Raw genomic sequence first — 12,563 nt, forward strand, 5'->3', positions numbered from 1 at the left:
AAGACGTCAAGGAGGGCAGTCGTGGCCGCCAGCACTCCCGATACGGCACCTGCCGCACCCCGCGTGAAGCGGGACCGGACCCATTACCTGTACATCGCCGTCATCGTGGCGGTCGCGCTCGGCATCGGCGTGGGCCTGATCTGGCCCGATGCCGCGGTGGAGCTGAAGCCGCTGGGCACCGGGTTCGTGAACCTGATCAAGATGATGATCTCGCCGATCATCTTCTGCACGATCGTGCTCGGCATCGGATCGGTGCGGAAGGCCGCCAAGGTCGGCGCCGTCGGCGGTATCGCCCTCGGCTACTTCCTCGTGATGTCGCTCGTCGCGCTCGCCATCGGGCTCGTGGTCGGCAATGTGCTGCACCCGGGTGACGGGCTGCACCTCACCAACGCCATCAAGGCGACCGGGCACGACCAGGTGTCCGCCGACGCGCTGCCGCCCGTCGACTTCGTGCTGTCGATCATCCCGACCACGTTCGTCTCCGCCTTCACCGAGGGCCAGGTGCTCCAGACGCTGCTGGTGGCCCTGCTCGCCGGGTTCGCCCTCCAGGCCATGGGCTCGGCCGGACAGCCGGTGCTGCGCGGCATCGAGCACATCCAGCGGCTCGTCTTCCGCATCCTGTCCATGGTGATGTGGGCCGCGCCGATCGGTGCGTTCGGTGCCATCGCGGCGGTGGTCGGTTCGGCCGGCATCGACGCGCTCAAGAGCCTCGCCGTGCTGATGCTCGGCTTCTACGTCACCTGCTTCCTGTTCGTCTTCGTCGTGCTGGGCGCGCTGCTCCGGGTCGTCGCGGGTCTGAACGTCTTCTCCCTGTTCAAGTACCTCGCCCGGGAGTTCCTGCTGATCCTGTCGACCTCGTCGTCGGAGTCCGCGCTGCCGCGGCTGATCGCGAAGATGGAGCACCTGGGTGTCAGCCGGCCGGTCGTCGGCATCACCGTGCCGACCGGGTACTCGTTCAACCTCGACGGCACGATGATCTACATGACCATGGCGTCGCTGTACATCGCGGACGCGCTGGGTACGCCGATGTCGGTCGGCGAGCAGATCCCGCTGCTGCTGTTCCTGCTGCTGGCCTCGAAGGGCGCGGCCGGTGTCAGCGGTGCGGGCCTCGCCACCCTGGCCGGCGGTCTCCAGTCGCACAAGCCGGCGCTGGTGGACGGGGTCGGGCTGATCGTCGGCATCGACCGGTTCATGAGCGAGGCGCGGGCGCTGACGAACTTCGCGGGCAACGCGGTCGCGACGGTGCTGGTCGGCACGTGGACCAAGGAGATCGACACGGTCCGGGTGCGGCGGGTGCTGGCCGGGGAGCTGCCGTTCGACGAGACCACGCTGTTGGACGAGGGCGGGGCCGAGGTGAAGGAGGTCCCCGAGCCTCGGGAGGACGGCGAGAAGGAACTCGCCAAGGCCTGATCCACTCCGAAGTTCCGGACGTCCGGCCCCGCCTGAACCCGGGCCGGGCGTCCGGGTACCGCCGCCGGGCGGCTGAGGCTCCCCCGTGACTCAGCCGCCCGGCCCCTTCGTGCGGGACTTCCTTTGGCTACGACACCCCGGCCACCAGCTCGGTGGCCCGTGAGGCGGGTACGCCCGCCGCGGTCAGAACGGCGACCGTGGCGGAGCGGCCCGCCTCCTGCGCTGACAGGAGCCCGTCGTTCACCGCCTCCATCACCGCGAACAGCATCTGCTCGTGCACGTACGCGAGGGCCGGCGCGGGCAGCGGGGAGCTGAAGACGCCTTCGTCCAGGCCGCGCTGGAGGAGGCGGATCCTGTTCTCGCGCAGGGGAGCGAGGCGTTCGCGGATGCCCTGCACGGTGACCGTGCGCTGGGCCAGGGCGATCAGCAGCCGGTAGCGGTCGGCGACCGGCCACAGGGCGAGCACCGAGCGGGCCACCGTCTCCGCCGGGTCGCTCACGTGGGCGCCCGCCCGGGCGTTCGCGTCCGCCAGCGCCTCCACGGCTCCGTCGACCAGGGTGCTGATGAGCGCCTCCCGGCTGGGGAAGTGGCCGTAGACCGTCCGTCGTACGACCCCTGCCGCGCGCGCGATCTGGTCTATCGAGGCGTCCGGATCGCGCAGCAGTTCGGCGAGGGCGACATCGAGGATGCGGCGCCGGTTGGCATCGGCGCGGCTGGTGTTACCCGTGGTCATGGCGGTCATTGTGCCTCCCCGGAGGTTTGCCGGGCGTTTTCCGGTCGACTTGCACAGTGTTGTGCAGCGTCGTACATTGCACATGGTTGTGCAATTGCACGCCACTGTGCAAGTCCTGTCGCGTACCCGAGGAAGGCGACCCCTGCCATGCGACTCGTCATGACCGAACCGGTCGAGAGGACGGACCGCCCCTACGCCCGGCGGTGGTGGGCGCTGCTGGTGCTCTGCCTCAGCCTGCTGATCATCGTGATGGCGAACACCGCCCTCACGGTCGCGGCGCCCGACATGACCCGGGACCTGGGGCTCTCCAGCGCCGACCTCCAGTGGGTGATCGACGGCTACACCGTCCCCTACGCGGCGCTGATGCTGCTGCTCGGCGCGATCGGCGACAAGTACAGCCGGCGCGGGGCACTCGTCCTCGGCCTGCTGGTGTTCGGCGGCGGGGCCGTCTTCGGGTACCTCGCCGACAGCGCGGCGACCGTCATCGCGGCCCGCGCCGTGATGGGCGTCGGCGCCGCGCTGATCATGCCGGCCACGCTCTCCCTGCTGGCCGCGACCTTCCCGCGCGCCGAGCGGGCCAAGGCGATCACGCTGTGGACCGCCACCGCCGGGCTCGCCATCGCCGCCGGACCGGTCGTCGCCGGCGCCCTGCTGCGCGACCACGGCTGGTCCTCGACCTTCCTGATCAACGTGCCCGTCGCGGCCGTCGCGATCGTCGCCGCCCTCGTCCTCGTCCCGCCGTCGCGGGCCGGTCACCACGACCGCATCGACTACGTCGGCGGGCTGCTGTCGGTGCTCTGGACCGGCGCGCTCGTCTACATGATCATTGAGGGCCCGCACTTCGGCTGGGGCACCAAGGCCGTCGCGGCGGCGGTGGTCGCGGGCACCGGCCTGGTCGCCTTCGTGCTGTGGGAGCTGCGCCACCCGCGCCCGATCCTGGACGTGCGCCGCTTCACCGGCCGCCGGTTCGCCGGCTCCAACCTCGCCGTCGCCCTGTTCTTCCTCGCCGTCTTCGGCGCCTTCTACTACCTCACCCAGCACCTCCAGTTCGTCCTCGGCTACGACGCCCTGGAGACCGGTGTGCGCATGCTGCCGCTCGCCGGCGCCGTCTTCGTCGGCTCGGCCCTGACCGGCTGGCTCACCCCGCGCGTCGGCATGAAGTGGACCGTGAGCGCGGGCATGGTCGGCGGTACGACCGCCCTCGCCCTGCTCACCCGGGTGGACGCGAACTCCGGCTACGGCGACTTCGTGGCACCCCTGATCATCCTGGGCCTCGCCATCGGCCTCGCCCTCTCGCCCTGCACCGACGCCATCATGGGCGCGTTCCCGGAGTCCGAGTTGGGCGTCGGCGGTGCCGTCAACGACACCTCGCTGGAGCTGGGCGGCTCGCTCGGCATCGCGATCCTCGGCTCGCTGCTCGCCACCTCCTACGGCGACCACCTGAGCGACGCCACGGCCGGCAGCAGGCTCCCGGCGAGCGCCCTGGACACCGCACAGGACTCGGTCGGCGCCGGGTACGCGGTCGCCCAGGGCATCGGCGAGAAGGCGCAGCAGGCCGCCGCGCGGGCCCAGCAGGCGAGCGACCCGCAGCAGGCCGCGCAGCTCAAGCAGCAGGCCGGTGAGCTGGCCGCCGGTGCCCGGCAGATGGCCGACGCGGTGGGCTCGGCCTTCTCCGACGCGGTCGCCCACACCAGTATGGTCGGCGCGGTGATCCTCGGTATCGGCACCGTCCTGGTGGCCGTGCTGCTGCCGGGCCGCGAGGCCGGCGCGCCGGAGACCGCGACCGAGGAGGAGGAACTGGTGGACAGCACGGCCGGCTGACCGGCTCTGTCTCGTCCGTGCCGTTCCGGATCAACCGGAACGGCACGTTCGTCTACGGCGTCCGTACGGGTGGTGTCCATACGAGTGCGGAGGCATGGGGGATGAAGATCGACTGGGACCGGCGGACCTGCGCGCGCAAGGGTCATGCGACCTACGCGCCGGACGACCCCCGGCTGCGGATCAGGCTGCACGCGCGGACCGCGCTCGGGGACGCCTGGCGGTGTCTGCGCTGCGGTGACTTCGTGCTCGGCGAGCCGCACGGCTCGGGGCCGGCCGCCGAGGCGCCGCTGGTGCCGCGCGGCAAGGTGCTCCGGGACCTGTTCGTCCTGCGCTTCCTCGCCGTCGAGCGGGCCGTGCGCGGGGTGTTCATCGTGCTGGTCGCGGTCGCGGTGTGGAAGTTCAGCAACAGCCAGGACGCGGTGCGCCGCCTGTTCGACGAGTACCTGGACGTCTTCCGGCCGGTCTTCCGGCACTTCCACTACGACCTGGACCACTCGCCGGTCGTCGGTTCCGTGCAGAAGGCGTTCGGTTACCGGCACTCCACCCTGGTGCTGGTCGCCGGGCTGCTGCTGGCCTACGCGCTGATCGAGCTGATCGAGGCGGTCGGCCTCTGGTACGCCAAGCGCTGGGCGGAGTACCTGACGGTGGTCGCGACGGCCGCCTTCCTGCCGCTGGAGATCTACGAACTCACCGAGCACATCAGCTGGCTGAAGATCGCCACGCTCGTGCTGAACATCCTCGCGGTCCTCTACATCGCCCTGGCCAAGCGGCTCTTCGGGCTGCGCGGCGGACGCCGGAAGTTCGACGAGGAACGGCACAGCGCCTCGCTGCTGGAGGTGGAGGAGTCGGCGGGCGTGGCGCACGCACCGCTGTAGACCGGACCCGCCCAGCAAAAAATCCCCTGAGCAATTGCGCTCGGGGGATTGCTGTGCGTATATTCAATGATTCGTGACTTCGATTCGTACTGCATTTCTGCACTTGGTTTCGAAGAATCACGAAGCAATTTACTGAGCACAGTATATCCGGGCGGGAGCGGAATTGTCAAACACCGACTTTCCTGACGATGAAATCCGGCACGAGCAGGAATTCATCGACGGACTGTACGCGCGCGTGGACGTGCTGCGCGGCGAGGCCGAGACCTCCGTCGCCGACGCGCTCGCCCAGGGCGACAAGCCCATGCAGGCCCGGCTGGAGCGGGACATCCTGGTCGCCGAGCGCTCCGGGCTGCTCGCCGCGCTGAACGCGGTGGACGGCTCGCTCTGCTTCGGCCGGATCGACCTCGCCGACGGCACCGAGCACCACATCGGCCGGATCGGGCTGCGCGAGGACGACGCCGAGCGCACGCCGGTCCTCATCGACTGGCGGGCCGACGTCGCCCGCCCCTTCTACCTGGCCACCGGCCACACCCCGATGGGCCTGCGCCGCCGCCGGCACGTCGCCTCCGAGGGCCGGACCGTCACCTCCCTGCACGACGAGATCCTCGACCTCGGCGACGCCACCCGCACCGGGCACGAGGACCCGAGCGGCGACGCCGTCCTGCTGGCCGCCCTCAACTCGGCCCGCACCGGCCGGATGAGCGACATCGTCCAGACCATCCAGGCCGACCAGGACCGCATCATCCGGGCACCGCACCAAGGCGTGCTGGTCGTGGAGGGCGGCCCCGGCACCGGCAAGACCGCGGTCGCCCTGCACCGCGCGGCCTACCTGCTGTACGAGCACCGCGAGCTGCTGGCCCGCCGCGCGGTCCTCATCGTCGGCCCGAACCCGGCCTTCCTCGGCTACATCGGCGAGGTGCTGCCCTCCCTCGGCGAGACCGGGGTGCTGCTGGCCACGGTCGGCGAGCTGTTCCCCGGGGTGAAGGCCACCGCCGCCGACACGCCCGAGGCCGCCGCCGTCAAGGGCCGCGCCGGCATGGCCGACGTGCTCGCCGCCGTCGTACGCGACCGGCAGGCCCTGCCCGACCCGGTCATCGCGATCGAGCACGACCGCGAGGTGCTCATGCTGGACGACGGCCTGGTGAACGTCGCCCGCGAGCGCACCCGCGCCGCCAAGCTGCCCCACAACGTCGCCCGTGAGTACTTCGAGGGGCACATCCTCAACACGCTCACCGAGCTGTACGCCGAGCGCGTGGGCACCGACCCCTACGACGGCAGCAGCCTGCTCGACGCCTCCGACATCACCCAGATCCGCGACGAACTCGCCGAGAACCCCGAGGTCTGGGACGCCATCGACCAGCTCTGGCCCCGGATCACCCCGCAGCGGCTGGTCGCCGACTTCCTCGCCGAGCCCGACGGCCACCTGCCGAAGGAGGACGCCGACGCGATCCGCCGCCCGGTGACCCGCGCCTGGACCGTCGCCGACGTCCCGCTGCTGGACGAGGCGGCCGAGCTCCTCGGCGAGGACGACCGGGTGGTGCGTGCCCGCGCCGAACGCGAACGCGAGACGCAGGTGGCCTACGCCCAGGGCGTCCTGGACGTCTCCTACGCCTCGCGGACCTACGAGTTCGAGGACAAGGAGGACGACGACCCGGACGCCTCCGAGGTCCTGGCCGCGCACCACATCATCGACGCCGAGCGGTTCGCCGAGCGGCACGAGGAGGCCGACCACCGCAGCGCCGCCGAGCGGGCCGCCGCCGACCGCACCTGGGCGTTCGGGCACATCATCGTGGACGAGGCGCAGGAGCTGTCGCCGATGGCCTGGCGGCTGCTGATGCGGCGCAGCCCGACCCGCTCGATGACCCTGGTCGGCGACCCCGCCCAGACGGCGGAGGCGGCCGGCGTCGGCTCCTGGGCGGACATCCTCACGCCCTACGTCGAGGACCGCTGGGAGCACACCCGCCTGGGCGTCAACTACCGCACCCCCGCCGAGATCATGGACCTGGCGGCGGCCGTGGTCCGCGCCGAGAACCCGGACTTCGCACCGCCGAGCTCCGTCCGCTCCACCGGCGAACGCCCCTGGGTGCGGCGGGTGACCGACGATCTGCCCGGCGCGGTCGCCAAGGCGGTCGCCGAGCTGACCCCGGCGGAGGGGCGGCTCGCGGTGATCGCCCCGCGCGGCCTGCACCGGGCCCTGGCCGCCCGCCTGGACGGCGTCACGGCCGGCGCCGAGCCCGACCTGACGCACACGGTCGTCCTGCTCGACCCCCGGCAGTCCAAGGGCCTGGAATTCGACTCCGTCCTGGTGGTCGAGCCGGGCGCCTACGGCACGAGCGACCTGTACGTCGCCCTGACCCGGGCCACCCAGCGGCTCGGGGTGCTCTCCACGGACGAGCTCCCGACGGCGCTCGCCACGGGCGTCACCGCGCCGTAGCGGCCGGGCCGGAGCTGCCACCGGCCGTCGGCGAGGCCGACGCCGGTGGCTGGCTCGGGTGCAGCGTGGCGGACAGCGGGGCCAGCTCCGCGCACAGGGCGACCGGGAATCGAGGGACCTGGCGGCGGACCGCCCCGCAGCCTCCGGCAGCGCTCTCGAAGACCGGCTTCCAGCCGGAGGGTTCGGCCCGGAAGAACCAGCGGTCGCCCAGCCGGGAGGAGCAGGCGGGGTCGCCGTCGTCGGAGCCGCACGCCGGGCCGGTGCGCCAGGAGAAGTCCAGGACCAGCCACCTGCCGTCGCAGTGCTCGGCGTCCCGGTAGGTGTGCATGGGCGCGCCGGCCGCGATCAGCGCCTGGTCGTAGGAGGCGGGGGTGCAGCCGGTGGCCGGCGGATGGCAGCCGAGCCGGCCGCACATCCGCAGGGCGGGCGGCTTCGCGCCGTCGGCGGTGAAGACCGTGCGGTTGTCGACCACCAGCTGCCGCCCGCCCAGCGGCTCGGGCAGCCGTACCCGGGCCGTGGCCGTCGTCTCCCCGACGCACCCGGAACGCCGGTCGCCGGACGGGGAGGTGAAGGTGACCTGCACGTGGACGGTGCCCGGCACGGCGCCGTACTCGGCGTCGGTGTCGACCGCCTTGAGGTTCCGCACGCAGGGGTGCTCGCCGCTGGGCACGTCCACGTCGATGCTCAGCGTGCGGTGGTCGGCGCCGATCCGGGCGGCGGTGACCCGGGAGGGCTCCCCGAGGGTCCACGGGACCGGCCCGGTCGCCGTGGGAGACGCTTCCCCGCCCCGTCCTGCCACCAGGGTGCCGCAGCCGCTCAGCAGGAGAGCGGCCACGGCACACAGCAGGGCCGTCAGTGCTCTGTAGTGCCGCACGTACCTCAGTCCCCCCGTGCTCCGCCGAAGACGTGCGGTCACTATAGGGCGCGCACCACCCGGTCAGGCCGGGCGCAGCCACACCGTCGCCAGCGGGGGCAGGGTCAGCCGGATGCTCGCCGGGCGGCCGTGCCAGGGCTGGGGCTCGGGCTTGACGACGTCCGGGTGGGTGAGGTCGCCGCCGCCGTAGCGGGCCGCGTCGGTGTTGAGGACCTCCACCCAGGCCGGCACCTCCTCCGGCACCCCGAGGCGGTAGTCGTGGCGGACCACCGGAGCCAGGTGGGAGACCGCGAGGAGCGGGGTGCCCTCGGCGTCGTGGCGCAGGAACGCGAAGAGGTTGTCGTCCGCCGCGTCCCCCGTGATCCACTCGAAGCCCGCCGGATCGGTGTCCCGCTGCCACAGCGCCGGAGTCGCCCGGTACACCGCGTTCAGGTCACGGACGAGGTCCCGCACACCCCGGTGGTCCGCCTCGGCGCCGTACGCCGGGTCCAGCAGCCACCAGTCGGGGCCGTGCGCCTCCGACCACTCGGCGCCCTGGGCGAACTCCTGCCCCATGAACAGGAGTTGCTTGCCCGGATGGGCCCACATGAAGCCCAGGTAGGCGCGCAGGTTGGCGCGTTGCTGCCACCAGTCGCCGGGCATCTTCGACACCAGGGACCGCTTGCCGTGGACGACCTCGTCGTGGGAGATCGGCAGGACGTAGTTCTCGCTGTACGCGTACACCATCGAGAACGTCATCTCGTGGTGGTGGTACGCGCGGTGCACCGGGTCGTGGCTCATGTACTGGAGCGAGTCGTGCATCCAGCCCATGTTCCACTTCAGGCCGAAGCCCAGCCCGCCGAAGCCGCTCGGCCCCGTGTGGTGGGTGGGCCTGGTGACGCCGTCCCAGGCCGTGGACTCCTCGGCGACGGTCACCACGCCCGGGCAGCGCCGGTACACCGTGGCGTTCATCTCCTGGAGGAAGGCCACCGCGTCCAGGTTCTCCCGGCCGCCGTGCTCGTTCGGCGTCCACTGGCCCGGCTCGCGCGAGTAGTCCAGGTAGAGCATCGAGGCGACCGCGTCCACGCGCAGCCCGTCGATGTGGAACTCCTCGCACCAGTACACGGCGTTCGCGACGAGGAAGTTGCGCACCTCGCGCCGGCCGAAGTCGAACTCCAGCGTGCCCCAGTCGGGATGGGCGGCCCGCAGCGGGTCGTGGTGCTCGTACAGCGGACGCCCGTCGAACTCCGCGAGCGCCCAGTCGTCGCGCGGGAAGTGGGCCGGCACCCAGTCCATCAGCACCCCGATGCCCGCCTGGTGCAGTTTGTCCACCAGGTACTTGAAGTCGTCGGGGGTGCCGAGCCGGGCCGTCGGCGCGTAGAACCCGGTGACCTGGTAGCCCCAGGAGCCGCCGAAGGGATGCTCGGCGACCGGCATCAGCTCGACATGCGTGAAGCCCATCTCCTTGACGTAGGCCGGGAGTTGCTCGGCCAGCCGGCGGTACGTCAGCCCCGGCCGCCAGGACGGCAGGTGCACCTCGTAGACCGAGAAGGGGGCGTCGTGCACCGGGGTGTCCGCCCGGTGCGCCAGCCACTCCCCGTCACCCCACTCGTGGTGCGAGGCGTGCACGATCGAGGAGGTGGCGGGCGGGACCTCGGTACGGCGGGCCAGCGGGTCGGCGCGCAGGGTGCGCGAGCCGTCCGGGCGGGTGATCTCGAACTTGTACAGCTCTCCGTCGCCGATCCCCGGCACGAACAGCTCCCAGACCCCGGTGCCGCCGAGCGAGCGCATCGGGAAGCCGGTGCCGTCCCAGAAGTTGAACCCGCCCGTGACCCGCACGCCCCGCGCGTTCGGCGCCCACACCGCGAACCGGGTGCCGGTGACGCCCTGGTGGGTGGTGACGTGCGCGCCGAGCGCCTGCCAGAGCTGCTCGTGCCGGCCCTCGCCGATCAGATGCAGGTCCAGCTCGCCGAGGGTGGGCAGGAAGCGGTAGGCGTCCTCGGTCTCGTGCACCGCGCCGTCGTACGTCACCAGCAGCCGGTAGACGGGGACCTCGGTGAGCGGGAGCAGGGCGGAGAAGAAGCCGTCGCCGTCGTCGTGCAGCTCCGCCCGCAGCTCGCCCGAGACCACGGTGACCGCCCGCGCGTACGGGCGGAACGCGCGGAAGGCGACCCCGCCCGGCACCGGGTGCGCGCCCAGCACGGAGTGCGGATCGTGGTGGGTGCCGTCCAGCAGCCGTGCGCGGTCCCCGGCGTCGACGGCCGGGGACACGGCGACCTCCGCACGGGGTACCGCCGCCTGTGCGGGGACCGGCGCGGCGGGCGCCGGTGCCCGCGGCGGGACGTCCGCGGCGGGCGGCGGCGCCTGCGCGGGGACCTCCTGCGCCGGCGGCTTCCGGGCGGCGGTCTTCCTCCTGGCCGCGGCTTCCTTCTTGGCCTTGGATTCCTTGTGTCCCTTGGGGGTCACGGACGAGCCTCCTGGTCGGGCAGGGCGAGGCGACGCACCGCGTTCAGCGGTACGGGGAGCCAGTCGGGCCGGTGCCGGGCCTCGTAGACGACCTCGTAGACCGCCTTGTCGGTCTCGTAGGCCCGCAGCAGCACCGGGTCGGTACGCGGATCGCGGCCGGCGACCTCCGCGTATCCGGAGCAGTAGGCGGCCCGGCAGGCGTGCGCCCAGTCGGGGGCGGGCGGGGTCGCCGAGTGGGCCGCGTAGTCGAAGGAGCGGAGCATTCCCGCGATGTCCCGCACCGGCGGCTGCGGCATGCGCCGCTCGGCCAGCGGCCGGGCCGGTTCGCCCTCGAAGTCGATCAGCGACCAGGCGCCGGACGGTGAGCGCAGGCACTGGCCGAGGTGCAGATCGCCGTGGACGCGCTGGGCGGTCCAGATGCGGCCCTCGGCGGCGAGCGTGCCGAGCGCCTCGTACGCCGAGCGCAGCCCGCGCTCGTACGGCCGCAGCGCCGGCACCGCCTGCACGGCCGCCGCCAGCCGCTCGGTCATGCCGTCGACCAGCAGCCCCAGCTGGGCGTGGCCGAGGGTGACCGTCGGCAGGGCCCGGGCGAGCGCGGTGTGGACCTCGGCGGTGGCGCGGCCCAGCGCGCGGGCCTCGGCGGCGAAGTCCTCGCCCTTGGCCAGTTCGCGCAGCGCCAGCTCCCAGCCGTCGGCCGCGCCGCTCACATACGGCTGGAGCACCGCCAGGACGTAGGCGTCCGCCGCCACCTCGGCGTGCAGCCAGGCCGTCGGCGCGGGCACCCTCGGGCAGCCCTCGCGGGCCAGGGCGAGGGGGAGCTCCAGGTCGGGATTGACGCCGGGTACCACCCGGCGCAACAGCTTGAGGATAAACGTATCTCCGTAGACCACGGACGAGTTGGACTGTTCGGCGGTCATCAGCCGGGGCACGAGCCCGGCCCGGATCTCCTGCGCCGGGTCCCGCTCGAAGCGCAGCCCGCCGATGCGAGCCTGGGTGCGCAGGGCCTCCAGGAGCACGTCGGCGGGCCGGGTGTCGTACAGGGCCTCGTACACCGTGCGTCCGGCGAGCGGGCCCTCGGTCACATGTCCGATCAGCGCGGGCGCCAGCCGGGGCGGCAGCGCCTCGCGCACGCCTATGAGGAGCTGGTAGCAGTCACCGGGGTGCGGCGGGGCGCCGGGCACGGTGGGCTGGTGGACGCGTACCAGCAGGTGGTAGAGGCCCAGCCGGCCGTCGGGCGGCAGCAGTTCGGTGACGGACACGGGGGTGAACCCGGTGATCGGGCGGCCCTTGCCCGCGAACCAGCGCTGCCGGGGCAGCCAGGTGCGCAGCAGGGGATCGAGCGAGGCGAGGAGTGAACCGGTGGTGCCGGAAGAGGTGACCGTTTCCGCCATGGGCGTCACGTCCTTTCCCCGGGGGGCGTCGGGGTGTTACTGATGCGTGCCCCGGGTGGGACGGTGGAAACGCCGCACCGTCCCGCCCGGGCCCGCGCTATACGGGTTCCCGGCGCAGCCGGAACCAGTAGAAGCCGTGTCCCGCGAGGGTGAGCAGGTACGGCAGTTCGCCGATCGCCGGGAACCGGACCCCGCCGAACAGCTCGACGGGGTGCCGCCCGCCGAACCGGCTCAGGTCCAGCTCCGTGGGCTGGGCGAAGCGGGAGAAGTTGTGGACGCACAGCACGAGGTCGTCCTCGTACTCGCGCAGGAAGGCGAGCACCGCCGGGTTCGACGACGGCAGCTCGGTGTAGGACCCCAGTCCGAAGGCAGGATTCTGCTTGCGGATCTCGATCATGCGGCGGGTCCAGTGCAGCAGGCTGGAGGGTGAGGCCATGGACGCCTCGACATTGGTGACCTGGTAGCCGTAGACCGGGTCCATGATCGCGGGCAGGAACAGGCGTCCCGGATCACAGGACGAGAAGCCGGCGTTGCGGTCGGGGGTCCACTGCATGGGGGTGCGGACGGCGTCGCGGTCGCC

The 12,563-nt window shown here is 72.4% G+C and carries 9 protein-coding genes; 4 read left to right on the top strand and 5 right to left on the bottom strand.

Features of this window, described 5'->3' with window-relative positions; translation table 11 throughout:
- The first annotated feature begins 21 nt into the window (after positions 1 to 21).
- A complete protein-coding gene (locus tag IE294_RS31755; protein ID WP_189891784.1) occupies positions 22 to 1,410 on the top strand; it encodes a cation:dicarboxylate symporter family transporter in 1,389 nt (462 codons plus the stop codon).
- A gap of 127 nt (positions 1,411 to 1,537) precedes the next feature.
- Here IE294_RS31755 and IE294_RS31760 read toward each other — a convergent pair whose 3' ends face one another.
- Positions 1,538 to 2,152 carry a TetR/AcrR family transcriptional regulator gene (locus tag IE294_RS31760; RefSeq protein ID WP_189891786.1) on the bottom strand — a complete coding sequence of 205 codons (615 nt, stop codon included), beginning with the start codon at positions 2,150 to 2,152 and terminating at the stop codon, positions 1,538 to 1,540.
- A 138-nt stretch (positions 2,153 to 2,290) separates the two neighbouring features.
- Here IE294_RS31760 and IE294_RS31765 point away from each other — a divergent pair, with 138 nt between their 5' ends.
- From IE294_RS31765 to IE294_RS31775, 3 genes are all read left to right on the top strand, one after another.
- Positions 2,291 to 3,964, top strand: coding sequence for an MFS transporter (locus IE294_RS31765; RefSeq protein ID WP_189891788.1), 1,674 nt, complete (start codon positions 2,291 to 2,293; stop codon positions 3,962 to 3,964).
- A gap of 101 nt (positions 3,965 to 4,065) precedes the next feature.
- Entirely contained in the window at positions 4,066 to 4,839 is a 774-nt protein-coding gene (locus IE294_RS31770) for a DUF2127 domain-containing protein (protein WP_189891799.1), read from the top strand.
- Positions 4,840 to 5,032: 193 nt separating this feature from the next.
- Positions 5,033 to 7,273, top strand: coding sequence for a HelD family protein (locus tag IE294_RS31775; protein WP_189891801.1), 2,241 nt, complete (start codon positions 5,033 to 5,035; stop codon positions 7,271 to 7,273).
- On the opposite strand, the gene IE294_RS31780 is transcribed toward IE294_RS31775, so the two are convergent.
- From IE294_RS31780 to IE294_RS31795, 4 genes are all read right to left on the bottom strand, one after another.
- Complete coding sequence (locus IE294_RS31780) at positions 7,260 to 8,147, bottom strand: hypothetical protein (protein ID WP_229917449.1); 888 nt, start codon at positions 8,145 to 8,147, stop codon at positions 7,260 to 7,262. The genes IE294_RS31775 and IE294_RS31780 overlap by 14 nt on opposite strands.
- Positions 8,148 to 8,210: 63 nt before the next feature.
- The gene (gene glgB / locus IE294_RS31785) at positions 8,211 to 10,592 is read right to left on the bottom strand and encodes a 1,4-alpha-glucan branching enzyme (protein ID WP_189891790.1); all 2,382 of its coding nucleotides are present in this window, start codon (positions 10,590 to 10,592) and stop codon (positions 8,211 to 8,213) included.
- Positions 10,589 to 11,983: a maltokinase N-terminal cap-like domain-containing protein gene (locus IE294_RS31790; RefSeq protein WP_189891792.1), complete on the bottom strand. Its 1,395-nt coding sequence runs from the start codon at positions 11,981 to 11,983 to the stop codon at positions 10,589 to 10,591. The genes glgB and IE294_RS31790 overlap by 4 nt, the downstream gene beginning before the upstream one ends.
- Positions 11,984 to 12,080: 97 nt before the next feature.
- Positions 12,081 to 12,563, bottom strand: a 483-nt coding sequence (locus tag IE294_RS31795) for an alpha-glucosidase C-terminal domain-containing protein (protein ID WP_189891794.1), incomplete at its 5' end; no start/stop codon positions are given.

Source organism: Streptomyces canarius (assembly GCF_014650735.1).
GTDB classification, from domain to species: domain Bacteria; phylum Actinomycetota; class Actinomycetes; order Streptomycetales; family Streptomycetaceae; genus Streptomyces; species Streptomyces olivaceoviridis.

Excerpts from the sequence above, each read along its gene's own strand:
- IE294_RS31790 (WP_189891792.1), bottom strand. The coding sequence starts at position 11,983 with ATGGCGGAAACGGTCACCTCTTCCGGCACCACCGGTTCACTCCTCGCC.
- IE294_RS31765 (WP_189891788.1), top strand. The coding sequence starts at position 2,291 with ATGCGACTCGTCATGACCGAACCGGTCGAGAGGACGGACCGCCCCTAC.
- IE294_RS31770 (WP_189891799.1), top strand. The coding sequence starts at position 4,066 with ATGAAGATCGACTGGGACCGGCGGACCTGCGCGCGCAAGGGTCATGCG.
- IE294_RS31760 (WP_189891786.1), bottom strand. The coding sequence starts at position 2,152 with ATGACCGCCATGACCACGGGTAACACCAGCCGCGCCGATGCCAACCGG.